The organism is Empedobacter brevis, assembly GCF_965118635.1.
Classification (GTDB): Bacteria; Bacteroidota; Bacteroidia; order Flavobacteriales; family Weeksellaceae; genus Empedobacter; species Empedobacter brevis_A.
This window is the reverse complement of record NZ_CBCPHV010000006.1, coordinates 137,592-162,722: the sequence shown is the minus strand read 5'-3', so window position 1 is coordinate 162,722 and position 25,131 is coordinate 137,592. Positions and strand designations below refer to the sequence as shown.

The window sequence follows — 25,131 nt, the reverse complement described above, 5'->3', positions numbered from 1 at the left end:
TTTAATTGAATACTTTATTAATTACCTCTTCGTAAATTGCAGCCCAACGTTTACTTGAACCTGGTGCTGTAGCAGCACTTTCTGCTGGAGAAACTACATCGAATGGATATTTTCTTAATTTACGTAAGATGTACATCCAAGCTCCCATATTTTCTGGTTCTTCTTGTGCCCAAATCAATTTAGCTTTACCAAATTTAGAGATGATAGCATCTACTTTTTCTTCATTTAAAGGATATAATTGTTCTAAACGAATAATTGCAGTTTCTGTATCTCCTAATTCTTGGCGTTTTTTGTCTAAATCGTAGTAAATTTTTCCTGAACAGAAAACTACTTTTTTAACTTTTTTCGCATCTACAGTTACATCTTCGATTATTTCTTGGAAACCTCCGTTTGCAAAATCTGCCAATGATGATACTGCTGATGGATGACGTAATAATGATTTTGGCGACATTACAATCAACGGCTTGCGGTAATCTGTTACAACCTGTCTTCTTAATGCATGGAAGAAATTGGCTGGAGTTGTGATATTAGCAACAAACATATTGTTACCAGCACACATTTGTAAGAAACGCTCTAAACGTGCTGAAGAGTGCTCTGCTCCTTGTCCTTCATATCCATGAGGTAATAACATTACTAAACCATTTTGTAATTTCCATTTATCTTCTGCTGCAGAAATATATTGGTCGATTACAATTTGTGCTCCATTTACGAAATCACCAAATTGAGCTTCCCAAATAGTTAACGCTTTTGGATTTGCCATTGCATATCCATAATCAAAACCTAAAACTGCATATTCAGATAATAATGAGTTGTAAATTCTTAATTTACCTTGCTCATTATTGATATGATTTAATAAAATAATTTCTTCTTCTGTGTCTTCAGTTTTTACAACTGCGTGACGGTGAGAGAACGTTCCGCGTTCTACGTCTTCCCCAGAAACACGTACATTACGTCCGTCTGTTAAAATAGAACCGAAAGCTAAAGCTTCTCCTAATCCCCAGTCGATTTTATCTTCCTCAATCATTTTTCCTCGACCTTCAATTAAACGAGAAACTTTTTTGATTAACTTTTTACCTTCTGGAACTGTAGAAACAGCTTTTGCAATTTCTCTTAATTTAGCTTCATTATAAGCTGTATCTGCATGTTCAAAGACTTTCGCCTCGTCTGCAATTTCAAATCCTTCCCACTCTTCTGGCATGAAAGGGAAAATGTGATTACGTTCTATTTCTTTAGAAGCTTCGAAATTGGTTTCTAATAAAGCTTTAAATTCAGCTTCTTTTTGTTTAACAATTTCTTCTCCTATTACACCTTCTTTTAATAATTTATCCTTGTAAATTTCACGAGGATTTGGGTGTTTAGCGATTAAGTTATATAATTTAGGTTGAGTGAATTTTGGTTCATCACCTTCGTTATGTCCATATTTACGGTATCCTAATAAATCGATGAATACATCAGAACCGAATTGTGCACGATAATCTGCTGCAAAACGGAAAGCATGAACTACCGCTTCTACGTCATCAGAATTTACATGCATTACAGGAGATGATGTTACTTTAGCAACATCTGTACAATATGTAGATGTACGTCCATCTAAATAGTTTGTTGTAAATCCGATTTGGTTATTTACAACAACATGTACTGTACCACCTGTTTTGTAACCATCTAATCCTGCCATTTGAACAACTTCGTAAACGATTCCTTGTCCAGCTACTGCAGCATCTCCATGAATTAAGATTGGAATAATTTTAGAATAATCATCTTTGTAATCTTCTTCAACTTTTGCACGAGTTATCCCTTCTACAACTGCATCTACAGTTTCTAAGTGAGATGGATTTGGTGCCAAATTAATTAAGATTTCTTTCCCATTCAATGCTTTGATTTGATTTGAAGATCCCATGTGATATTTAACATCACCTGCCATTAAATCTGTATCAAAAGCTTTCCCTTCAAATTCTGAAAAGATTTGAGAATATGATTTTCCAAAAATGTTAGCCAAAACATTCAAACGTCCACGGTGAGCCATCCCAACGATAACTTCCTGTACTCCGTGATCTGCAGAACGATTAATCAATGTATCCAAAGCAGGAATCAAAGATTCATTTCCTTCTACTGAGAAACGTTTTTGTCCAACATATTTTGTGTGCATAAAGTTTTCAAAAGCTGTTGCTTCATTCAACTTTTCTAAAACACGTTCTTTCTCCTCTTTAGATAATTTTGGTTGATTCAAATTTTGGTTTAACCAATTTTGAATCCAATTAATTCTTTGAGGTTCTCTTACATACATATACTCGATTCCGATAGATCCGCAGTACATGTTTTCTAAGTGTCCAATGATTTCACGTAAAGTGATTGGTCCACCAATACCTAAAATTTCACCAGCATTGAATCTTAAATCTAAATCAGCATCAGTTAAACCGAAGTTTTTGATATCTAATGAAGGTTCAAAAGTTCTGCGAGATCTAACAGGGTTTGTCTTTGTAAACAAGTGTCCACGCGTACGGTAAGCATCAATTAAATTGATTACTTTAAACTCTTTTTGTACATTGTCTGGAACTTGATTAGAAACAGCAGGATTTACAACTGCTTGTGGTGTTTGACTACCTCTGTTAGAAGCTGCTTGCGGTGCAAATAATGGTTCTCCATCATATGTTGCATTTGCAAAGTCATATCCTTGGAAAAAAGCTTTCCAACTTGGTTCAATACTATCCGGATATTGGACGTATTGATCATATAAGTCGCCTATTAACTCTAAATGAGCGGCATTTAAAAACGAAAAACGATCCATAAATTTTACTCTCTATGAGATTTAGCTACAAAAATAAACTATTTAAGGTTTTAAAAAAAATTACTTTCATCATATTTATCTTATCCTGCCATAAAAATATACTATAATCAAATAATCATTACATTTGATATAAATTTAAGAAAGATTTTACACTTAGATGATAAATTTTCTAACAAAAAAAATAAATAAACGTTGGATCGGCTTCTTTATAATATTTGCTATTTTTGCCATTACAATATGGTCGAGTAACAAAATTGTTCAAGAACTAAAACGTGAAGAACACAAACGTGTAGAGAATTATGCACGATCATTGGAATTGATTAGCTCATCTGAATTTTTGGATTCTAAAACACAAGATTTTTTGTTTAAATTAATCGAAGACAACAAATCTATTCCCGTTGTTCTTGTCGATGAAAAAGGTGTTATTATAGATTCTAAAAATATTGATAAATCAATCTTGAATGATTCAGTTCAATTAGAAAAATATATCAATAAAATGAAATCTTCGGAGCAAACTATTGATGTTGAATTGATCGGAACTAAAAATTATGTGTATTTCAAAAACTCAAATCTTCTCAATCAATTACAATATTATCCACTCATAATTATTGTGTTGGTCTTATTGTTTTTTGGTTTTTCGTATTGGTATTTCAAAACGATTCGTGATACCGAAAGAAGTTATTTATGGGCTGGAATGGCTAAAGAAACTGCGCATCAAATAGGAACTCCGCTTTCATCTTTAATGGGCTGGGTAGAACTTTTGAAATTAGAAGATATTGACCAAACATCGGTTATCGAAATTGAAAAAGATGTTGATCGATTGAAACATATTGCTGAACGTTTTTCTAAAATTGGTTCAACTTCTGAATTAAAATTATCCGATATTGTTTCGACTTCAAAACAAACTGTTGATTATATTTCTCAGCGCATTTCTAAAGGAATTGAAGTGAATTTCAAGACCGATGTCGAAGAATATAATATTTACCTCAACGCTTCTTTATATACTTGGGTGATCGAAAATTTAATGAAAAATGCAGCCGATGCAATGCAAAATAAAGGCGTTTTGGATATTGTGATTACAACAACTGCAAATAAATTTGTAGAAATTTCTATATCAGATACAGGTTCTGGAATTCCTATTAAATTACAGAAAAAGATCTTCGAACCTGGATTTACAACCAAAAAACGTGGTTGGGGACTTGGTTTGTCTTTAGCCAAACGAATTGTAGAAGAATATCACAATGGAAAAATATTTGTTTCCAAATCTTCCAAAGAAACTGGAACAGAATTTAAGATTTTGTTGAAGAAGTAAACGTTATATTTTTATTCCATAAATCTCGCATATACGGTGAGATTTTCCACGTATCTTCTAAATTTTCTTGATCGAAAGACGACCAATAGAATATTGTGTATTCATGTATTTTGAAATTTGTATAAAGTAATTTTTGTACGATTTCTAAATATTTAAAAAAGTCCATTTCTTCTTGTTCTTCTAATACTTGAATAATAATCTCCATTAAGGCAAATTTGTTATCTTCATCAACTTCAGAATTATAGTAATTGATATACTTTTCTATATCTTCAGGTTGACCAACAATATATTCCCAATCTTGATAATCCTCTAAATTATAGACAAGATTTAAACCTTTTGTTAATTCCTCAATCGCTTTCTTCGTTACAAATCTCGGTTTTGGTTCTTTCATTATTTTTAATAGAAATGAACAATTCAATCACACTAATCCTTCACTCCAATATAAATTTCAACTTCGGCATCAGCAGGATTTTGAGCTTTTTCTGTGTACAATTCATAATCATAATTGTAAGTACGATTTAGCTTCGCATCATCCTTCCAGATTTCGTTCCACATTCTACCGACAGCTTCGTGCAGCTCTCCTTTTGCACTATATTTTTTGAAAGTTTGAGGTTTGAATTCGCGTCCAATCATTCCTGTCGGAATATCATCTAAAGAAGAAACTTCTAAACCAATTAATGTTGTATATTTTCCTGTAAAATCATTTTCGTAATCTGTGTAAACAGCATAAATATTAGAATTGATTGTGTTCGGAATTTTAGCTATAATATTTTCAGTAAAAAATTGATTCCACAATTTTCCTAAATCTTCTATTGCTTGATTATTATTGTTCGATGTTTGCGTTGCTATTCCTATAATCTTTAAAGTTTTCATTCTATTCCTTTTTAAAATCCTAAAATCATTTTTGCGATTGAGAAATAAATCAATAATCCAAAAATGTCATTACTTGTTGTAATAAATGGACCAGTTGCGATTGCTGGATCAACGCCATATTTATGCAACATAATTGGAATAAAAGTCCCGATTAAACTTGCTAAAATCATTACAATTACTAAAGCTAATACAATGGTTGATGAAATTTCGTAACTCGTACTCATTAAAAAATGTGTGGCTAATAATAAAACTAACGCTAATAATGTACTATTAAGCAATGCCAATAACATTTCTTTTCCTAATCGTTTCCATATAGATCCTGTGATATTACTATTTGCCAAACCTTGTACAATAATCGCTGAAGATTGCACGCCTACATTTCCTGCCATCGCGGCTACAAGTGGTGTAAAAAAGAATAATTGCGGATACAAATTCATTGCATCACTAAAACTTTGTGAAACATTTACAGCAACAAAACTTCCTACCAAAGCTAACAAAAGCCAAGGTAAACGCGCTCTTGTTAATTTCCATATATTATCGTCAGAATCTACATTTTGTGTAATACCTGCTGCTAATTGATAGTTTTCTTCAGCTTCTTCACGAATTACATCAATCACATCATCTACTGTAATTACACCAACTAAACGCATTAATTCATCCACAACCGGAACTTCGTACAAATCATATTTTTCGATTACTTTCGCAACCTCCATATCTTTTGTATAAGTTTTTACATATTGAATTTTTTCATTGTAAACATCGGCTACTTTTGTTTTTGCAGAAGTTGTTAATAAACGTTTTAGACTTAAGGTTCCAAGTAATTTTTCGTCTTCATCTACCACATAAATAGAAAAAACCTCTTCGAAATCTTCAGCTTGTTTTCTCATTTGTTTAACAGCAGTTATTACAGTCCAATCTTTATTGACTTTAATTAACTCTTTTCCCATCAAACCTCCTGCTGTATCTTCGTCATAACGTAGAAGATCTACAATTTCTCTTGCATGTTCTTGATCTTCTAATTGAGCAATTACTTGGTCCTTTTTCTCGTCTGAAAGTTCATTGATGACATCAACAGCATCATCAGTATCCATTTCATTGATAACATCTTCAGCAATTTCTTTCGCTGTAAGTGTTTTCAAGAATTTACGACGATCATCTTCTTCTAATTCGAGAAGAATATCGGCAGAAATCTCATTATCGAGTAAATCAATTACAAAGGATTGTTCCTTGGTCGAAAGCTCATCGAACAATTCAGCAATATCAGCAGGATGCAAGTCTTGTAACATCTCCTTAACTGCTTTTGCATTTTGTTCATTAATTTTTTCGTTTAAAAGTTCAATAAAATCTTTTGTAATTTTCACCTCCATCTCTATTTCATTCTTTTCGTTAATTCAATAAAATCCTCAACAGATAATTGTTCTGCTCGCATACTCAAAAATTCGTGATCATTTAAATCTTCTGGAATACCTAAAGCTTTCAATGAATTACGAAGCGTTTTTCTTCTTTGCCCAAAACCCGCTTTTACAACTTGAAAGAATCTTTTCTGTTCAACTCCTTCAATTTCTGTACGGTAACGTTTCATAATAATCACACCAGATTTTACTTTTGGTGGAGGTGTGAAAACATGTTCGGGTACAGTAAACAAATATTCGCAATGATAATATGCTTGCGCTAAAACAGAAAGTATTCCATAATCTTTTGTTCCTTTTTTAGATGCAATTCGTTCAGCAACTTCTTTCTGAAACATCCCACAAACTTCTGGAACGTTATGACGTTCTTCTAATGCTTTAAAAATAATTTGTGAAGAAATATTATATGGAAAATTTCCTAAAATAGCTATTTGTTCATCAAACTTTGATGAAAAGTCCATTTTCAAGAAATCTTCAGAATGAATTTTAAATCCTGGATGAAATGGTTGATAATATTCTTTTAAATATTCTACCGATTCTGTATCAATCTCTACAACTTCTATATTTTTCTTTGCTTGTAAAATATATTTTGTCAACACGCCCATTCCTGGCCCTATCTCTAAGACACGATTATAACCTTGCCATGTTAAACCTTCGGCAATGTCTCGTGCAATATTTTCATCATTCAAAAAATGTTGACCTAAATGTTTTTTAGCTTTTACTTTCAAAAATTCTAAATTTTAAGTTTTCTTTAACCAACTTACCGTAGAATATATATTAGAATATCTTTCTTGCGAAATAAGTTTTTTTTATCTTAGCCCCAAAATTAACCCAAATGTCAAAAACGAACGATAAATTTGAGAAAAAAAGACTGCGATCATCAAACATCACTGTTGTGATTAGTATTTCGCTTGTTTTATTTCTATTAGGTATTTTCGGCTTAATTGTCATTAATGCACAAAGTTACGCAGAACATCTAAAAAGAGAGTTAAAAATCGAGGCATATTTTAAAGATGTCGAAGATCCAAAATTAAAAGATAAGGAACTTGATTTACAAAAATCTTATATCGATTCGTTGAAAGTTAAATATCCTTTTGTTGAAGCAACACAATATATTAGCAAGGAAGAAGCTGCTAAAATTGCAAAAAAGGATTTAGGAACAGATGGAAGTGATTTCTTTGAAGAAAGCATTTTCCCTGCTTCAGTTCAAATTACTTTGAACCCAGCCTTGATACAATCTGTTGAACAAATTGATTCTATTAATAAAGTATTAGCTAAAAATCAAATCATCGATGAAGTAAAAAGTGATAAAGAAGCTATGGTAACAATTTATCACAGCATCAACAAAATTACTTTCTGGATTATGATTTTCGCTATCATCTTCCTAATTATTGTTGTTGTTTTAATCAACAACTCTATACGATTGAAAATTTACGCAAAACGTTTCAGCATCAAAACAATGCAATTAGTTGGTGCACGTAGACGTTTTATTGTAAAACCATTCTTGATAGAAGCTGCCATTCTTGGTTTCTTCGCTGCTTTTGTAGCCGTAATAGGATTAGGCTTTCTATGGTATATTCTAGCTACAAAAGTAGGTTTAGTACTTTGGAATCCTAACTTTACTCCATTGATTCTTGTTCTTATCGGAATTGGAGTTATCATTGCAGTATTCAGTACATTATTTGCTGCATGGCGTTATTTAAGATTAAAAACTGATCAACTTTACTAATGAAATCAAACACTATCGATACAACAAAAAAATCAGCATCTAAGAATGATGCTGGTTTTACTTTTTTATTCGGAAAAAGAAATTACATCTTTATGGCAATTGGTGTTGCCTTAATTGGTCTTGGATTTTTATTAATGACAGGACACGATGCTAATACAAGACCAGATGGAACTTGGGACGCAAATTATTGGAACGACGAAATTTATTCTTTTCGAAGAATTCGATTAGCGCCATTCTTAGTTGTCGTTGGTTTCATCGTCGAAATTTATGCCATTTTAATCAACCCGAATAAAGAAAAATAATGAATACGTTACAAGCAATTATCATTGCTATTATAGAAGGACTTACTGAATATTTACCAATTTCTTCTACAGCACACATGGGATTCACAGCTGCATTAATGGGAATGCCAGAAAGTGAATTTCTTAAAATGTTTCAAGTTTCTATTCAATTTGGAGCTATTTTATCAATCGTAGTTTTATATTGGAAAAAATTCTTTGACTTCAAAAATTTTAATTTCAATTTTTATATCAAATTAGCTTGTGCAGTTGTACCTGCTCTTATTCTAGGAAAATTATTTGACGATAAAATCGAAGCTGTTTTAGGAAATCAAGTTGCTATTTCTGGAATGTTAGTTTTCGGAGGAGTTATTTTATTATTTGTGGACAAATGGTTTAAAAATCCTAAAATTAACGACGAAAAAGATATTACAATAAAAAAAGCTGTTATTATTGGTTTTTGGCAATGTTTAGCTATGATGCCAGGAACTTCTCGTTCTGCCGCTTCAATTATTGGTGGTATGACACAAGGTTTATCGCGTAAAGCAGCAGCAGAGTTTTCATTCTTTTTAGCTGTTCCTACCATGTTGGCTGTTACCGTTTATTCTATCTTCGTAAAAACTTGGGGAGAAAATACAGCAAATCCAATGAAAGGTTACGAAATGATTTTGCAAGATCAAGAACATATAATGTTATTTGTAATTGGAAATGTTATTGCATTTATTGTTGCCTTAATTGCCGTGAAAACATTTATCACAGTTTTAACAAAATACGGTTTCAAATTTTGGGGTTGGTACAGAATAATAATCGGTATTATTTTATTGATTTATTTCTGGAATAATAATCCTTCTCAAGTAGAAAAAGACAATGCTGCTTCTATAGAAACTACAATGATTCAGCACAAATAAAATGAATGTAGAGAAAATACAAGAAGGTCATGTTTTTTTGATTGATAAACCTCTTGATTGGACATCTTTTGATGTCGTAAACAAAATTCGTTGGAACATCAGAAAAGCATATAATTTAAAGAAAATAAAAGTTGGACACGCTGGAACTTTAGATCCAAAAGCAACAGGACTTTTATTGGTTTGTACAGGAAAATGGACAAAACGAATTGATGAATTTCAAGCTCAAGAAAAAACATATACTGGTACAATAAAACTTGGAGTTACAACGCCAACATATGATTTAGAATCAGAAGAAGATCAAACTTTTCCTACTGAACATATCACAGAAGAAATTATTCACGAAGCTACAAAACAATTTATTGGAGAAATAGAACAATTTCCTCCTATGCATTCGGCTGTAAAAGTTGATGGAAAACGTTTATACGAATTAGCTCGAGAAGGTCAAGAAATAGAACGTAAAGCACGTAAAATTACAATTCACGATTTTAAAATCACAAAAATAGATTTACCTTTTGTCGATTTTGAAGTAAATTGTAGCAAAGGAACTTATATTCGTTCTTTAGCTTTTGATTTTGGAAAAGCAGTTAATTCAGGCGGATATTTAACAGCACTTCGTCGAACAAAAATTGGCGAATTTGATGTTATTAACGCTGAAAATTTTGCTTTAGAAAAAAGTTATTTCGAAGAAGAGAATACAACAGAAGATTTATAAATTAAAAAAGCTTGAACAAATGTTCAAGCTTTTTTTCATTTTATGAATTTACTTCAATAAATTCTAATGTTTTTGATACTATTAGATTTAAGTCATTATCTAATGTAGCTACGTGATAGCTATTTTCTAATTCTATTAATTCTTTTGATAGACTAGAAACATGGTCATAAATATATTTTGAATTTGCAGGTGGAACGACATGATCTTCTATTGAAGAAAAAATTAATATAGGACAAGTAATTTTATTCAGTTCTTCCCTAATTTCTTTTGTAAAATCAACGATTTCTTTTATCGATTTTTTAGGAGTTTTCTCGTATGCCAATTCTACAACTCCGTCTTTTTTAATATCAGAACCTATTCCCTCTATAAAACGTTGAGAAGTAGGATTTTTATAGACTTCTTCCATAGAAGTAAGGTTTACAGCTCCATTTATAACTATTGCACCTTTAATAGGGAAATTTATAGCACTATATAAAGTCAAAGTTCCTCCCATAGATAATCCCAAAACAAAAATTTCTTTTACTAAAGGTTTCAATTCATTGTAAGCTTCATTCACAGATTCTTTCCAATCATTATAGGTACAAGATTCCATATCTTCTGGAGTAGTTCCATGACCTTTTAAACGAGGCATATTTACAGTAAATCCTTTTTCATGAAGAGCGTAAGCTACTAATCTCATACTCTGCGTTGTGCCTGTAAAACCATGTATAACTAAAACTCCAACATTATTTGATCCTTTCAATAGCTCTGCTTCTGCTCCTTTTAATATATTTTGTTTCATTTTTTTATTTGTATATATATTAATTTTATAAAGTGATTAATACTTTATTTATTTCTTCGCTTACTAATTTTGGCTTTTGCATAATCATAATGTGCGTTCCTCCTTCTATTGGTATCGCATCTTTAATACAGTCAATTGGAAAAACAATATCTTTTGTTCCATGAATATGCGTAATATTTTCTTCGTGATAAGACGTAGAATGCTCCCAATTCACAATTTTATGAATCGACCAACGCAAATATTCTTCATTTCTAAACTCAAAAATATCATCTATATTATCTTTTTCACGATCAGTATAATACAATTTTCGCATCATCATATATGAAAATGTTCGGTCTGAAGTTAAAAAACTCATCGGAATTATTTTGTGTGCATTAATAGAAGCTGAAAATCGAAATAATTTTGGCAATTCTGCCCTATTTTTTACAGTAGAAATAAGAAAAGTATGTTTAGGATTTATAAACCGATTCATTTCCTGAACAATTATTCCACCAAAAGATAATCCCATCAAAAGAAAATCTTCTGTGGGATTTATTTTATCTAATAATCTTTCGGTATAATGAGCCAAAGTTTCATCTTTCTCTGGATTTAACCAAGGAATATAAACTTGCTCAAAATCTTGTTCCAAGCGTAGATTTCGAAAAGCATTTGCATTTGCACCCAATCCACTTACTTGATAAATTTTCATACCTTATTTTATAATATATTTTTCTTCTTTGAGTAATCTGTTGGTCGAACACCAATTACTTTTTGGAATGTATTGCTAAAAGTTGGTAAACTATTATAACCAACCATTGTCGAAATCTCGCTAATAGAGTATGTATTATCAATCAATAATTGTAAAGCTCGTAACATTCTCAAAATCGTAAAATATTGAACAAATGTCATATTCAAATCCTTTTGAAATAATCGTGACAATGATCGTTCCGAAAATCCAAATTCGGCAGTTATTTTCTTCATTGTGATTGAAGAATCCATATTATCATCTAAGAATTGAACAATTTTTTTCAGACGTTCATCATGTGGAAGTGGCAAAGCCAGACGTAAACTACTTTTGCTTACTTTAGGTAATATTTCTTTGAAAGCTTGCGCAATAATATATTCGCTTCTATTTTCTGGAACTATATCTCCTTTCCATTGATTCGAAAATAATAAAAGTTCTAACAACAATCCATCTGCAGGGTAAATACCAACTTTTTTGTAAAAAGAATTATCACTTTCATTAATCGGAAAATATAGATTTCTCATAATCACCTCTGGTGTATTTGGGTGTATACTATGTTCTACATGAGGTGGTATCCACATAAAGTGTCTTGCAGGTAAATAAAAGGTATCTTTTCCTATTTTTACATAAACTATTCCTCCTTCACAATAAAGAAATTGAGCTTTGTTATGTTTATGTTCAACCACGTAAGCTTCGGAAATTTCCTTATGATAACAGAAAATCGAAGTTGGCAGCTTATCAATTTCGGTTAAATAATATCGCGTCTCGAACTTATTATCCAAATGTATATTCATAATTTCTTAATTGTGAACTAATATAATAATTTATTTCATATAATGTATTATGTACACAAATAATAATGACTGAAATGAATAATTATTTGACTTTTTTTGATATTAACTTTTTATTAATTAATTCAATATTTGTCATTATCCCTTTTCAGGGAACAATTATTGAAAAGTTTTAGAAAGAAAAAGTGCATTATGTTGGAAAGAATAAAATTAACTGACTTACAGTCAAAAGTAATGACAGCAGAGGAATCTGCTAAACTTATAAAAGATGGAATGACTGTTGGTTCTAGTGGTTTTACAAGAGGAGGTGATTCAAAAGTTGTATTAAAAGCTTTAGCTGAACGTGCAAAATCTGAAAATTTAAAAATCACTTTAGTTACAGGAGCCTCATTAGGACATGGAACAGATACTGCTTTAGTAGAGAGTGGAGCACTAAAAAAACGCTTACCATTTCAAGTTGATACTGTAATGCGTAAAAATATAAATGCCGGAAATGTTTTATTCATCGATCAGCATTTAGGAGAATCAGCTGAACATATTTTAGATGGTCAATTCAAAATTGATTTAGGAATTTTAGAAGTCGCTGAAATCCTAGAAGATGGGTCTTTAGTTCCAACAACTTCAGTCGGAAATAATGCTGAAATAGCTGCAAGTGCAGATAAATTAATTATAGAAATCAACACAGCTATTCCTACAAATATAAAAGGTATTCATGATATTTATAGTGTAGAAGAATATGGAAAACGTACGCCTATTAATATTACAGCTTGTGACACAAAAGTTGGAACAGAAGTTTTAAAAGTAGATCCTTCAAAAATTGTCGGAATTGTTTTTCACAATATTCAAGATGCGCCAGGAGATATCCAACCGGCTGACGAAACAACTACTGCTATTGCAAATAATATTGTAAAATTCTTTGAAAAAGAAGTTGAAGAAGGTCGTTTAACAAAATCATTAATTCCATTACAATGCGGAATTGGTAAAGTAGCTAATGCTGTTTTAGGCGGTTTAGAACATTCAGATTTTGAAGATTTAGTTATGTATTCTGAAGTTTTACAAGATTCTACATTTGATTTAATTGATTCTGGTAAAATGAAATTTGCTTCAGCATCTTCTATGACAGTTTCACAAGAATGTTATGATCGTGTAATTGGAAATATTGAAAATTATAAAGGTAAAATCCTTTTACGTCCTCAATCAATTTCTAACTCTGCAGAAGTTATTCGTCGTTTAGGAATTATTGGTATCAACACTTCTTTAGAATGTGATATTTATGGAAATGTAAATTCAACTCATGTTTTAGGAACACATATGATGAATGGAATTGGAGGTTCTGGAGATTTTGCCCGTAATTCATTTATTTCAATATTCGTTACTTCTTCTACAGCAAAAAATGGTAATATTTCTTCTATCGTTCCTATGGTTTCTCATACAGATCATACAGAACACGATGTCGATATTATTGTAACAGAACAAGGTTTAGCCGATTTAAGAGGATTAGCGCCACGAGAAAGAGCCATCGAAATCATTAACAATTGTGCTCATCCAGATTATAAAGCAGAATTATTATCTTATTTCGAAAGAGCTTGTGCAGAAAGAGGTGGTCAAACGCCACATATCTTAGAAGAAGCGTTTTCTTGGCACACAAGACTGAAAGAAACTGGTTCTATGAAGAAAGAAGAATTATTAATTTTAAACAATTAGAATAATAAATTATAAAAACTATACTTTTTAAAAGCATAATTCAGAATTTCTGAATTGTGCTTTTTTTGTGAAATAATGTAACTTTGTTCGAAGTCTATAAAACATGAAAAAAATACTTTTATTAATAACTCTTCCATTGACAACTTTTTTCGCTTGTCAATCTAATCAAAACGAAAATCAAAATTTAGAACAGATTGATAAAAAGTCTGCTCGTGAAGTTGTTCTAACAACCGAAACAAAAGGCGATTCTGTTTTGCATATCACCAAACAAAAAATTTGGTCAAACGATTTGATGATTGCAGAAAAAATAGATACATTGATTACACACAAACAATATACACCAACCGATTCTACAAAAATTCCTATTTACGTAACCATACAATAACCAATCATGAATAAAAGAAAAAAAAGAGCAAGTAAAGTCGTTACTTTAGTATTAGTTTCTTCCGTTTTAAGTTCGTGTATGAATCGTGAAGAAGCTCCTGCTACAAATAATGCACAAAAAGTATATATGCGTGCAGATTCTACTGCGCCGTATACAGATGTAACATCAAATTATGCCTCAAATTCTGGTGGTTCACATCATGGTGGAATAGGAAGTTCATTACTTTGGTTTATGGCTTTTCGTAGTTTAACTGGTGGCGGAATGGGTTATGCAAGCCAAGGTTTACATAAACAATCTAATGTAGGAACAAATGCAGCAAAAGCAAAAGCATATAAAAGTCAAACAATTCGCGGTGGATTCGGTAAATCAGCATCTTCTCGTTCAGTTTCATCTTAAACAAATTTTATGCAATTAAAAAGAATAAAAGCGGACGAAAACTGGCAAGAAAGACTAGAAAATATAGGCTTTGGCTATCATACCGACGAGAATAAACAAACCTATTGGGTAGAAGATTATTACTATTCAATTTCAGAAAAAGAAGCGGATACTATTTTTGAAGCGACAAACGAATTGTGGGAAATGTGCTTAAATGCTGTAGAACATGTAATTAAAAATAATCGTTTAGACGAATTTAAAATCCCAAAATTTATCCAACCTTATTTGATTGATACATGGGAAAATGATGCGCCAAGCATTTATGGGCGCTTTGATTTTGCTTACAATAACAATCAGTTAAAATTATTAGAATTCAATGCTGATACACCAACTTCTCTATTCGAATGTGGTGTTGTACAATGGCTTTGGATGGAAAATTATTTTGGAGAAACGAAAGATCAATTCAATTCTGTTCATGATAAATTAATCGAAACATGGAAAATGTTAAAACCTTATTTGAAAGGTGAAACCTTACATTTTTCTTGTGTAAGAGAATCGTTAGAAGATTTGACAAATATCGAATATATAAGAGATTGTGCTATACAAGCCGGAATTAATACCAAATTAATTTACATTGACGAAATTGGTTGGAACAATGTCAATTTTGTTGATTTAGAAGAAGAACCAATTATAGATATTTTCAAACTTTATCCTTGGGAATGGCTCGTAAATGAATTATTTGCGTACAACATCAAGAATGATGAATTGAATGCAAATTGGATAGAACCAGCTTGGAAAATGATTCTTTCGAACAAAGCTATTTTGCCTGTTTTATGGGAATTGTACCCAAATCATCCGTTGTTGTTAGAAGCTTATGCAGATTCACCAAAAGAGATGAAAAATTATGTCAAAAAACCATTATTATCTCGAGAAGGCGCAAATGTAGAAGTCATAAAAGACGGAATTCTTTCGGAACAAACTTCTGGTGAATATGGTGAAGAAGGCTTTATTTATCAAGCTTTAGCAGATTTACATCACGAAGAAACAGGTTATACAATTATCGGAAGTTGGATTATCGGACAAGAATCCTGTGGAATAACATTCCGCGAAAGTGACCAGTTTATCACAACCGATAAAAGCCGTTTTGTTCCACATGTTATTAAGTAATTAGAATTATAACTTCTTATAATTAATCAAAAAAAATGAAATATTTCATTTTTCTTGATTAAAATCTTTTAGTTTCAACAAAATCAAATATTTATCTAAATAATTGCAAATAGTTGAAAATTTAATAGGTTTCAACGCTTTTTTTTTATAAATTAAACAAAGATTTTGCTAAAAAATTTTATAAATTAAATATTTAGCAAATAAAACGTTAGATAATTTTTTAGTAAATAAAACCAACTAAATAAAAACTAAAAAGTAGAAATATGAGTTTTTTAGATGATTTGTTTAATTCTTCAACCCTTCCCTCTGAACGCATTTCGCGTATGCTAGAGGAAGATTTGTTTTGGCAAATTATAGAGAATTCTTTGCAAAATGCCAATAATTTGCAAGAACAAGAAAAGGCTTTAGTGCAAGAATTAGAAAATCTAACAGCTGATGATATTATTGGTTTTCAATTACGATTAGAATTTTATTCGTATTCCTTACATTCTACCGAAACTTGGTGTGCAGCATGCATTATGAATGATGATACGGATCCTATACATTTCTATTTTTACAAGAACTGGATTATTTCTCAAGGGGAAGAATTATTTGAAAAAGCAATACTGAATCCAGATAACTTAGCTGATTATTTCAACGAAGGTTTCAACGAAAATGATTTATATGAGTTTGAAGATTTTCATCTGATTGCCGATGATGTTTTCTACGATAAATTTGGACATAAAATTATTGATTTTGTAGATAAAGGATGTTTTAAATTTTTTACAGAAAAATCTCCAAAGCCTGATTTTGATTGGGATGATGAGAATTTAACAAATCTACAGATTATTTGTCCAAGATTATTCAAAGTTTTTATCGAAGATTATTCTCCAGAAGATGATGAATTGGGAGATGATTTTGATGATGATGACGAGTTTTTGTAGCTCTTTCATCGAATTGAAATTAATTTGGTAAATAAAAAATTCTGACAAAAAGTATTTATATTAAATAACTAGAAATAAAAAAAGGAACTCAAATTTGAGTTCCTTTTTTTATTTTGATTAAGAATTTTTCTTATCCTAAAACTTTTGCTACAGTAGCACCGATATCAGCAGGAGATGCAACAACGTGGATTCCACATTCTTCCATAATTGCCATTTTAGCTTGTGCTGTATCATCAGCTCCACCAACGATTGCTCCAGCGTGTCCCATTGTACGACCTTTTGGTGCAGTTTGACCTGCGATAAATCCTACAACTGGTTTAGTTCCATTCTCTTTGATCCAACGAGCAGCTTCAGCTTCTAATTGTCCACCAATTTCACCAATCATTACGATACACTCAGTTTCTGGGTCATTCATAAATAATTCAACAGCTTCTTTAGTTGTAGTTCCAATAATTGGATCACCTCCAATTCCGATTGCTGTAGAGATTCCGTAACCAGCTTTTACAACTTGATCAGCAGCTTCGTATGTTAAAGTTCCTGATTTAGAAACAATACCTACTTTACCTTTTTTGAAAATGAAACCTGGCATAATACCAACTTTAGCTTCCTCAGAAGTGATAACACCTGGACAGTTAGGCCCAATTAATGTTACATCTCTTTGGTCTACATACGCTTGTACTTTTACCATGTCTTCTACTGGAATACCTTCTGTAATACAGATAATTACTTTAATACCTGCTTCTGCAGCTTCCATTACAGCATCAGCAGCAAATGCTGGTGGTACAAAAATGATAGAAACGTCTGCTCCAGCTTGATCAACAGCATCTTTTACAGTGTTAAAAATTGGCAATCCTAAGTGAGTTTGCCCTCCTTTTCCTGGAGTTACACCACCAACTACTTGAGTTCCATATTCAATCATTTGTTCAGCATGAAAAGTTCCTTCTTTCCCTGTGAAACCTTGAACGATTATTTTTGAATCTTTGTTTACTAATACAGACATTGTGATTTTTAATTTACACAAATATAAAAGGACTTTTGCATTTTAAAAAATATTCAATGTAAAAAATAAACTAAATCTTTATTAGAATAAGACAAAACAGCATAACATATTTCATAAAAAAAGCTGACCATTAGGCCAGCTGCAATAATATTTGATAAAATATTTTATTTTTTCTTAAAATCACGAATCATTAATTCTGTAATAGCCATTTTTTTATACAAGCCTCGTGCTTCTTCTGCTGGATAGCCAAAATATGTTTTACCACCTTCTAATGATTTGCTTATTCCTGCTTGTGCCAACAATACAGCTTTAGTACCGATTGTTATTCCACTTGTTATTCCGACTTGTCCCCAAATAGAAACTTCATCTTCTATATTTACACAACCTGCAATTCCGACTTGTGAAGCAATCAAACATTTTTTACCAATAATTGTATCGTGCCCAATCTGAATTAAATTATCCATAATTGTTCCTTCTCCAATAATTGTTGAGGCAGAAACACCTCTATCTATTGTACAATTTGCTCCTATTTCCACATTATTTTCGATGATAACATTTCCTACAGATTTTAAACGATCAAAACCTGTTTCACGGTTTTTATAATAAAATGCATCTGCTCCTAAAACTGTTCCTGAACGAATAATTACATTATCTCCAATAATCGCATAATCATTAATAGAAACATTCGAATGAATAACACAATTTTTTCCTATTTTAACATGATTTCCAATAAAAGCTCCTGGTTGAATAATTGTTCCTTCACCTATTTCTGCCGAATCAGAAATTTGTTTAGTAGCTGGTTCAAATGCCATAAAGTGTTGACCAATTTTTACAAAATCACGGAAAGGATCATCCGAAATTAATAACGCTTTTCCTTCTGGGCAATCAACTTCTTTGTTTATTAATACAATTGTTGCATTAGACTGTAATGCTTTATCATAATATTTTGGGTGATCAACAAAAACAATATCCCCCGCTTCTACACGGTGAATTTCATTGATTCCTTCTACTGGGAAATTTTCATCTCCAATATATTTTGCATCAATAATAGATGCGATATCTTTTAACTTATGTGTTTGTGGAAATTTCATCTCTATTTACTTTAAAAAGTCTACAAATATAAAAATAAAAAAGCTGCCAAAAATGACAGCTTTTATGATTTATGAATTGAATCTAATTATTTTTTCTTGAAAACCATTGTTTTAGCATCGTTTGCGAACAAAATTAATTTTCCATCTTTAATTTCATATTTATTTACATTGTTAAAACGTTCTCCAAAAGAATAAGAATCTACTCCTTCACACGCCATACGTGTTGTTGCAACATTTTTAACAGTCAATGAATTTCCAACAGCTAAATAAGCACCAGTCAAATTATTACATCCATCATTTCCAGAAACTTTATTGTTTTGGAATGTTAATGTTGGTTTTTGATGTGGAAAAAGAGTATTTAATGATTTTTCATTTTTATCTTTTCCAATGAATTCTTCTAATTCCCAAGAACCAGCTAAATTACTAGGACGAACAAAAGTCATAATCACAATATCTCCTTGTATTAACAATAATTGATCATCTGAAATAGAATATTTTAATTTTCCTTTTAATTTTGAACTAAAATTAAAATCTTCTACATTATCACAACCTTTCATTGTAGACATCATATTTCCGAAAGTGATTTCATTTCCAGCGATTGTTATTCCACCATTCAAGGTATTACAACCATCTGAAGCATTTAGCATACTATTCGAAATGAAGTTTAAATAAGGAACTCCCATCGGATAAGCTTCTTCAATAGAAGCTGCTTTCATAAAATTAATTTGGCTCAATTCCCATTTTCCTAAAATTGAGTTATTTGTTGTTTTTTCTTTATTCTCAGTTACGTTACTTACAGTAGAACATGATGTTAAAAAACCAGTTGCTAAAATTGCAGCAAATGATATTTTTAAAATTGTTGATTTCATAAAATTTAATTTCAAGTTTCCTCTTGCTATACCAATATCATACCAAAATATATAACATCTTAAAATCCTTCTGCTAAACCTTTTTGAAAAGATAAAGCCAAATAAAGAATTTGTTTTAATTTTGATAAATAATTTATTAATTAAATTCTCAAAAAAAATAATTCAGCTTGATTTCTCAAAGAACCATAGATATAATTTTCGAAACAGCTCGTGTAGAAGAAGTTGTTGGTGATTTTGTTACATTAAAACGTGCAGGTTCTAGCTTAAAAGGACTATCTCCTTTTGGTAACGAAAAAACACCTTCTTTTGTCGTTTCTCCTGCCAAACAAATCTGGAAAGATTTTTCTTCGGGACGAGGAGGAAATGTTGTAACTTTTTTAATGGAAGTTGAACAATTCACTTATCCAGAAGCTTTGCGTTGGTTGGCAAAACGTTATAACATCGAAATTGAAGAGGATGGTGAATATACATTTGAGCAACAACAAGAGGAAAAAGAACGCGAAAGTTTATATATCTTAACGGATTTTGCAAAAAAGTTTTTTACAGATCAATTACACAATTCGGAAGAAGGAAATTTAATTGGTTTAAGTTATTTCCGCGAACGTGGTTTTACAAAAGAAACTATTGATAAATTCGAACTTGGTTATTCGCCAAAACAATGGGATGCTTTTGCTGAATATGCTTTAAAGAAAGGTTATTCGAAAGAATTGATTGAAGAAGCTGGTTTAGCAACTTTCAAAGAAGATAATAAGAAATATGACAAGTTTCGCGAACGTGTAATGTTTCCTATTCTTAGTTTTTCGGGGAGAACATTAGGTTTTGGTGGTCGTATTTTACGAAATGATGCGAAAGCTGCCAAATATTTAAACTCGCCTGAAAACAAAATTTACCATAAAAGTAAAACACTTTACGGCTTATTTCAAGCCAAACAACATATTACAAAAGCCGATCAATGTTTTTTGGTTGAAGGTTATACAGATGTTTTGTCTTTGCATCAAGCCGGAATACAAAATGTTGTAGCAAGTTCTGGAACTGCGCTTACAAATGAACAAATCCGCTTAATAAAACGTTTAACAGAAAATATCATTGTCATGTATGATGGTGATAATGCTGGTATAAAAGCTTCTTTCCGTGGAATTGATATGATTTTGGAGCAAGAAATGAATGTCAAAATTCTATTGTTACCAGAAGGCGAAGATCCAGATTCTTTTGCTAAAAAACATTCGACAACAGAAATCGAAACCTATATAAAAGAGAATGCATCCGATTTTATTCGTTTCAAAGCAAATGTTTTATTAGATGATGCTAAAAATGATCCAATAAAAAAAGCGGAATTAATTCGAGAAATAGTCAAGTCGATTTCACTTATTCCGAATATCATTAAACAAGAAGTTTACATTGCAGAAACTTCTAAAATTATGGAAATTCGTGAAGAAGTTTTGTTCAAAGAATTGGCTCAATTACAAAATTCGAATGATAAATCGTCTTCATCATCTTCTCATATAACAGATAATGCTAGAACAAAGAAACCAGCTATTTCGGTGATTCCTTCAACCAAAGAAGTCATCAATGTTCAGCAAACTGTAGAAAATGAAATCATAAAACTAATTATGCAATTTGGTGATTTGGAGGTTGATTTAAAGAATGAAAACAACGAACTATATAAAACAACCGTGAATCAAGAAATTGTTTCGCAATTTGAAGAAAACGAATTATGCTTAAACAATCCACTTTATCAATCAATATTAGAAGAAGTAAAAGCTGGTTTAGTAAATGATGAATTGCGAACAGGAACTTATTTTTCACGATTAACCAATCCAGAAATTGTTCAGCTTGCTTCAGAAATGATGTTAGAAAAACATAGTTTAAGTGAAAATTGGACAGTAAAACAAGGCATCAACATCAAGAAAAGAGAAGAATTTGTACACAAAGATTTATTTGATGTTCTACTTCGATTTAAGATTATCTACATTGATAATATGATTAAAGAATTAATGAATCAAACAAAGAATCCTGAATTATCAATTGAAGAAACAAGTCAAGTACTACAGCAAATCATGCATTTTACAGGTCTAAAAAATATCTTAAATGAACATCTTAATCGTGTAATTTAATTTAACATTTATCTTAAAAAAAATAAAACACTGATTAACTGCTGTTTACAAATAAAACACTAATAATTCTTAAAAAAATTAATAAGTCAACTTATTTTTAACTTATTCTTAACAATCGTTCGTAAACCTACTAAATACAATAGTTTAGCTTCTTAATCACAACTTAATATATAGGAAACGAATTATGAACGTACAGGATAAAATCTAAATTCTTAATTTAGGTAAAGATTCAGAAAAAACTAAAGAATGACAAAGAATTTTTTAACATTATTAGTAATGCTGATGATTATCCCAATGGCGCAAGCAAAGGGAAAATCAAACTTTTCGACTGAGAATCCTTTACCAGTAGTTATAAGTAAAAATTTGAAAATAAATCTTATGAATAAGATTTCAGATTTTAATAAATCAGAGAATACTACTATTTCAGAAATTGTTGAAAAAGCTGGAAAAAAAGTAAGTGGAATTGTATCTTGGTACGCTGACAAATTCCACGGCAAAAAAACATCGAGTGGCGAATTATATGATAAAAATAATTTTACTGCAGCTCACAAAACTCTTCCATTCGGTACAAAAGTAAAAGTGACTAATACAAAGAATGGTAAATCTATTTTAGTCAAAATAAATGATAGAGGACCACACACAAAATCACGCTTATTAGATTTGAGCAAAGCTGCATTTTCTTCTATCGGTTCTACTAATTCAGGAACATTAAACGTTGAAATGGAAGTTGTAGAATAATACAACAATTCGAATATAAAATACAAAAGATTGAATAACATTCAATCTTTTTTTTTTGACTTTATTTTAATAATTGTTATTTTCTAATAATTTATATACTATTTATTTTCAATATTTTACAAAACATCAATTATAACAAAACTTTCCACATCTAACTTTCGTAGAATAACTAACCTTTCGATAAATTCTTAGTTATAAAACTACTTTCATATAGCTCTAATTCATTAATTATAAACGATATAAAAATTTTATAATGTTTTCAATAAATCTATTTGATTGGAATAGTATTTGAGATTCATTTATGAAACTATAAAGATATGAAAGAAAAAATTCAATACCGCTATAAATCAACTCTGTTAGCTTTAGAGGATTTGGAAGAGTTAGGTTATATTATTGATTATAATATCGAAAAAAATCAAATAAAAACGAATCCTGAAAATTTCGATATAGAATATATTTATCGATACGAAGGAATGTCCGATCCTGACGACGAATCTTCTGTTTATGGTATTATAAATAATGAAAATGGTGATAAAGGAGTATATGTGGTTGGAAATTTATCTACCGACGAAGACGTTGATCATTTTTTAATTAATCTGGAAATAAAACGTAGAACTGTAGAATAAGAAAATGAAAAAGACAAATCCTGTCATTTATTTTGAAATTCCAGTTAATGATTTAGAAAGAGCTAAGTGTTTTTATAACAATGTATTTGGCTTTCATTTTGAGAATGAAATAATTGATCATTATGAAATGAGCATATTTCCGTTCAATAACTCCAGCAAAGGTATTTCTGGAGCGTTAGCAAAAGGAGATGTTTACAATCCGTCAAAAAACGGTATAATAATTTATTTTAATACAGATGATATTGAGAAAATTCTTGAAAAAACACTTCAACAAGGTGGTAAAATTCTTTATCCGAAAACAAAAAATGAAAAATATGCATTCTCTGTTGCTGAAATTGAAGATACTGAAGGAAACCGAATTGCAGTTCAACAATATCATTAAATTCAAAAAAACAATCCTTATCAGGAGATATTGATTTTTTAAAAATAAAAAAAGCTCGATGCAAATTGCATCGAGCTTTTAGTTTATATAACATCTTTCCAATTAGAAAGGATATTCATAAATTTTTGATTCGTGGAAATAAGGATGACCTTTTGCTTCTAAGTTTAATTTAGATGCTGCATTCATAACTACGAATGTAAATAATCCTCCAATTCCTACTAATGATCCAATTTCCATTAAACCAAAGTTATGGAATGGTCCAACAGCTGCTGGCATAATTTGGTTGTAGAAATCCCAGTAATGTCCAAAAATAATCACGAATCCCATAACGAAAACGATTTGGAAACGACGTTTCATACTAGATGAAATTAAGATTAAGAATGGAGCAAGTAAGTTGATAATCAACATCCAAAAGTATAATGGATACTGTGCGATACGTTGTTGGAAGTATTGAGCTTCCTCAGGAATGTTTGCATACCATTGTAACATAAATTGACAGAACCATAAGTATGACCATAATAATGAGAAACCGAACATGTATTTTGTTAAATCATGTAAGTGGTTGTCATTGAATAATGGTAAAGCATTCTTTCTTTTTAAGTAGATAGAAATAATTGCCATAATAGAAACCGCAGAAACTAAGTATGAAACCATTCCGTACCACATAAATAATGAAGAGAACCAGTGTGGATCTAAAGACATAACGAAATCCCAAGCAAATGCTGCAGAACATAATGCGAAAATCACTAAATAAATTACTGATTTTTTGTACAATTGAGCATATACTTTTAAATCTCCGTTAGTTTCATCTAATTTGCGAGTTGCATTTTTAATTACTGGTACCATAAAAGATAATACTACCAAGTAAATAACACAACGAACTAACCAGAAGTTAGGGCTTAACCAAAGCTGAGCCTTGTTTGCCATGAAAATATCATATTTAGGACTTTCAGGGTTAATTAAATCAGCATCCATCCAGTGGAATAAATGATTCATATGAAAATAAGATCCTAAAACGATAATCCCAACAAGTATAGAACCAACTGGTAGAAATGATGCGATAGCTTCCATAACACGAGAAACTACCATAGACCAACCAGCGTTAGCTACGAATTGAATACATAAGAAAAACAAAGCAGACGCAGCAATACCAAAAAATAAATAAGCTGGTACATAAAAAGCTGCCCAAGGTCTATTTTTCAATAAATTTGTCAAATGTTCCATGTGTCCAGCATGATCTGTGTTCATAGAAGCATAAGAATCTGAAATATAATCACCGAAAAATTGAGTTGGGTGAGCTTCAATCAAACCGTTAATATATTCAGTTGAATTAGCAACATCTTGTTGATGTAAGAAAAATCCTATCCCGTAAAGTACAGCACCTATAACAGCTAAGATAAGTGATGTATTTTTTAATCTTGGGGAAAATGTATATTGCATAATAATTAACTTATT

General features: G+C 30.9%; 26 protein-coding genes. 14 read left to right on the top strand and 12 right to left on the bottom strand.

Features of this window, described 5'->3' with window-relative positions; all coding sequences use genetic code 11:
• Position 1: 1 nt before the first annotated feature.
• On the bottom strand, positions 2-2,785 hold the full coding sequence (locus ACMHJW_RS09995) for a 2-oxoglutarate dehydrogenase E1 component (RefSeq protein WP_413533270.1): 2,784 nt from the start codon (positions 2,783-2,785) through the stop codon (positions 2-4).
• A gap of 157 nt (positions 2,786-2,942) precedes the next feature.
• Between ACMHJW_RS09995 and ACMHJW_RS09990 the strand changes: the two genes are divergently transcribed.
• Positions 2,943-4,097, top strand: a complete 1,155-nt coding sequence (locus ACMHJW_RS09990) for a sensor histidine kinase (protein WP_413533269.1) — start codon at positions 2,943-2,945, stop codon at positions 4,095-4,097.
• On the opposite strand, the gene ACMHJW_RS09985 is transcribed toward ACMHJW_RS09990, so the two are convergent.
• From ACMHJW_RS09985 to rsmA, 4 genes are read right to left on the bottom strand one after another with little or no spacing between them, the layout of a single operon-like run.
• Complete coding sequence (locus ACMHJW_RS09985) at positions 4,075-4,488, bottom strand: hypothetical protein (RefSeq protein ID WP_413533268.1); 414 nt, start codon at positions 4,486-4,488, stop codon at positions 4,075-4,077. The two genes, ACMHJW_RS09990 and ACMHJW_RS09985, sit on opposite strands and share 23 nt — an antisense overlap.
• A 32-nt stretch (positions 4,489-4,520) precedes the next feature.
• The gene (locus tag ACMHJW_RS09980; RefSeq protein ID WP_413533267.1) at positions 4,521-4,970 is read right to left on the bottom strand and encodes a GyrI-like domain-containing protein; all 450 of its coding nucleotides are present in this window, start codon (positions 4,968-4,970) and stop codon (positions 4,521-4,523) included.
• 11 nt (positions 4,971-4,981) lie between these two features.
• A complete protein-coding gene (gene mgtE, locus ACMHJW_RS09975; RefSeq protein WP_413533266.1) occupies positions 4,982-6,337 on the bottom strand; it encodes a magnesium transporter in 1,356 nt (451 codons plus the stop codon).
• A gap of 2 nt (positions 6,338-6,339) precedes the next feature.
• A complete protein-coding gene (gene rsmA / locus ACMHJW_RS09970) occupies positions 6,340-7,107 on the bottom strand; it encodes a 16S rRNA (adenine(1518)-N(6)/adenine(1519)-N(6))-dimethyltransferase RsmA (RefSeq protein WP_413533265.1) in 768 nt (255 codons plus the stop codon).
• A gap of 107 nt (positions 7,108-7,214) precedes the next feature.
• Here rsmA and ACMHJW_RS09965 point away from each other — a divergent pair, with 107 nt between their 5' ends.
• Genes ACMHJW_RS09965 through truB form a run of 4 tightly spaced genes read left to right on the top strand, consistent with a single transcriptional unit; the run spans position 7,215 to position 10,006 of the window.
• Positions 7,215-8,108 (top strand): cell division protein FtsX, encoded by an 894-nt coding sequence (locus ACMHJW_RS09965; protein WP_413533264.1) that lies wholly within the window; start codon positions 7,215-7,217, stop codon positions 8,106-8,108.
• Positions 8,108-8,410: a DUF3098 domain-containing protein gene (locus ACMHJW_RS09960; protein WP_413533263.1), complete on the top strand. Its 303-nt coding sequence runs from the start codon at positions 8,108-8,110 to the stop codon at positions 8,408-8,410. Before ACMHJW_RS09965 ends, ACMHJW_RS09960 begins: the two co-directional genes overlap by 1 nt.
• Positions 8,410-9,294 (top strand): undecaprenyl-diphosphate phosphatase, encoded by an 885-nt coding sequence (locus ACMHJW_RS09955; protein ID WP_413533262.1) that lies wholly within the window; start codon positions 8,410-8,412, stop codon positions 9,292-9,294. Before ACMHJW_RS09960 ends, ACMHJW_RS09955 begins: the two co-directional genes overlap by 1 nt.
• 1 nt (position 9,295) lies before the next feature.
• Entirely contained in the window at positions 9,296-10,006 is a 711-nt protein-coding gene (gene truB, locus ACMHJW_RS09950) for a tRNA pseudouridine(55) synthase TruB (protein WP_413533261.1), read from the top strand.
• A gap of 40 nt (positions 10,007-10,046) precedes the next feature.
• Here truB and ACMHJW_RS09945 read toward each other — a convergent pair whose 3' ends face one another.
• The 3 genes from ACMHJW_RS09945 to ACMHJW_RS09935 are packed head-to-tail and all read right to left on the bottom strand — an operon-like array spanning position 10,047 to position 12,305.
• Positions 10,047-10,787 carry an alpha/beta hydrolase gene (locus ACMHJW_RS09945; protein ID WP_413533260.1) on the bottom strand — a complete coding sequence of 247 codons (741 nt, stop codon included), beginning with the start codon at positions 10,785-10,787 and terminating at the stop codon, positions 10,047-10,049.
• A 25-nt stretch (positions 10,788-10,812) separates the two neighbouring features.
• Positions 10,813-11,475, bottom strand: coding sequence for an alpha/beta fold hydrolase (locus ACMHJW_RS09940; protein WP_413533259.1), 663 nt, complete (start codon positions 11,473-11,475; stop codon positions 10,813-10,815).
• Between the two features lie 8 nt (positions 11,476-11,483).
• A complete protein-coding gene (locus ACMHJW_RS09935; RefSeq protein ID WP_413533258.1) occupies positions 11,484-12,305 on the bottom strand; it encodes an AraC family transcriptional regulator in 822 nt (273 codons plus the stop codon).
• Positions 12,306-12,494: 189 nt separating this feature from the next.
• Here ACMHJW_RS09935 and ACMHJW_RS09930 point away from each other — a divergent pair, with 189 nt between their 5' ends.
• The 5 genes from ACMHJW_RS09930 (at position 12,495) to ACMHJW_RS09910 (ending at position 16,856) form a co-directional block, all read left to right on the top strand.
• On the top strand, positions 12,495-14,006 hold the full coding sequence (locus ACMHJW_RS09930) for a succinate CoA transferase (RefSeq protein ID WP_413533257.1): 1,512 nt from the start codon (positions 12,495-12,497) through the stop codon (positions 14,004-14,006).
• Between the two features lie 103 nt (positions 14,007-14,109).
• Positions 14,110-14,391 carry a hypothetical protein gene (locus ACMHJW_RS09925; protein ID WP_413533256.1) on the top strand — a complete coding sequence of 94 codons (282 nt, stop codon included), beginning with the start codon at positions 14,110-14,112 and terminating at the stop codon, positions 14,389-14,391.
• Between the two features lie 6 nt (positions 14,392-14,397).
• The gene (locus ACMHJW_RS09920; RefSeq protein WP_413533255.1) at positions 14,398-14,787 is read left to right on the top strand and encodes a hypothetical protein; all 390 of its coding nucleotides are present in this window, start codon (positions 14,398-14,400) and stop codon (positions 14,785-14,787) included.
• Positions 14,788-14,796: 9 nt separating this feature from the next.
• Complete coding sequence (locus tag ACMHJW_RS09915; RefSeq protein WP_413533254.1) at positions 14,797-15,933, top strand: glutathionylspermidine synthase family protein; 1,137 nt, start codon at positions 14,797-14,799, stop codon at positions 15,931-15,933.
• Positions 15,934-16,196: 263 nt separating this feature from the next.
• Positions 16,197-16,856, top strand: coding sequence for a DUF4240 domain-containing protein (locus ACMHJW_RS09910; protein WP_413533253.1), 660 nt, complete (start codon positions 16,197-16,199; stop codon positions 16,854-16,856).
• A 130-nt stretch (positions 16,857-16,986) separates the two neighbouring features.
• On the opposite strand, the gene sucD is transcribed toward ACMHJW_RS09910, so the two are convergent.
• The 3 genes from sucD to ACMHJW_RS09895 form a co-directional block, all read right to left on the bottom strand.
• Positions 16,987-17,856: a succinate--CoA ligase subunit alpha gene (gene sucD / locus ACMHJW_RS09905; protein WP_413533252.1), complete on the bottom strand. Its 870-nt coding sequence runs from the start codon at positions 17,854-17,856 to the stop codon at positions 16,987-16,989.
• Between the two features lie 164 nt (positions 17,857-18,020).
• Positions 18,021-18,947, bottom strand: coding sequence for a UDP-3-O-(3-hydroxymyristoyl)glucosamine N-acyltransferase (locus ACMHJW_RS09900; protein WP_413533251.1), 927 nt, complete (start codon positions 18,945-18,947; stop codon positions 18,021-18,023).
• Positions 18,948-19,033: 86 nt separating this feature from the next.
• Entirely contained in the window at positions 19,034-19,816 is a 783-nt protein-coding gene (locus tag ACMHJW_RS09895; protein ID WP_413533250.1) for an META domain-containing protein, read from the bottom strand.
• Positions 19,817-19,983: 167 nt separating this feature from the next.
• Between ACMHJW_RS09895 and dnaG the strand changes: the two genes are divergently transcribed.
• The 4 genes from dnaG (at position 19,984) to ACMHJW_RS09875 (ending at position 23,676) form a co-directional block, all read left to right on the top strand.
• Positions 19,984-21,930, top strand: coding sequence for a DNA primase (gene dnaG / locus ACMHJW_RS09890; RefSeq protein WP_413533249.1), 1,947 nt, complete (start codon positions 19,984-19,986; stop codon positions 21,928-21,930).
• Positions 21,931-22,176: 246 nt separating this feature from the next.
• On the top strand, positions 22,177-22,668 hold the full coding sequence (locus tag ACMHJW_RS09885; RefSeq protein ID WP_413533248.1) for a septal ring lytic transglycosylase RlpA family protein: 492 nt from the start codon (positions 22,177-22,179) through the stop codon (positions 22,666-22,668).
• 317 nt (positions 22,669-22,985) lie between these two features.
• On the top strand, positions 22,986-23,294 hold the full coding sequence (locus tag ACMHJW_RS09880) for a hypothetical protein (protein WP_413533247.1): 309 nt from the start codon (positions 22,986-22,988) through the stop codon (positions 23,292-23,294).
• 4 nt (positions 23,295-23,298) lie between these two features.
• The gene (locus tag ACMHJW_RS09875) at positions 23,299-23,676 is read left to right on the top strand and encodes a VOC family protein (protein ID WP_413533246.1); all 378 of its coding nucleotides are present in this window, start codon (positions 23,299-23,301) and stop codon (positions 23,674-23,676) included.
• A gap of 102 nt (positions 23,677-23,778) precedes the next feature.
• On the opposite strand, the gene ACMHJW_RS09870 is transcribed toward ACMHJW_RS09875, so the two are convergent.
• Positions 23,779-25,116 carry a hypothetical protein gene (locus tag ACMHJW_RS09870; RefSeq protein ID WP_413533245.1) on the bottom strand — a complete coding sequence of 446 codons (1,338 nt, stop codon included), beginning with the start codon at positions 25,114-25,116 and terminating at the stop codon, positions 23,779-23,781.
• Positions 25,117-25,131 lie beyond the last annotated feature (15 nt).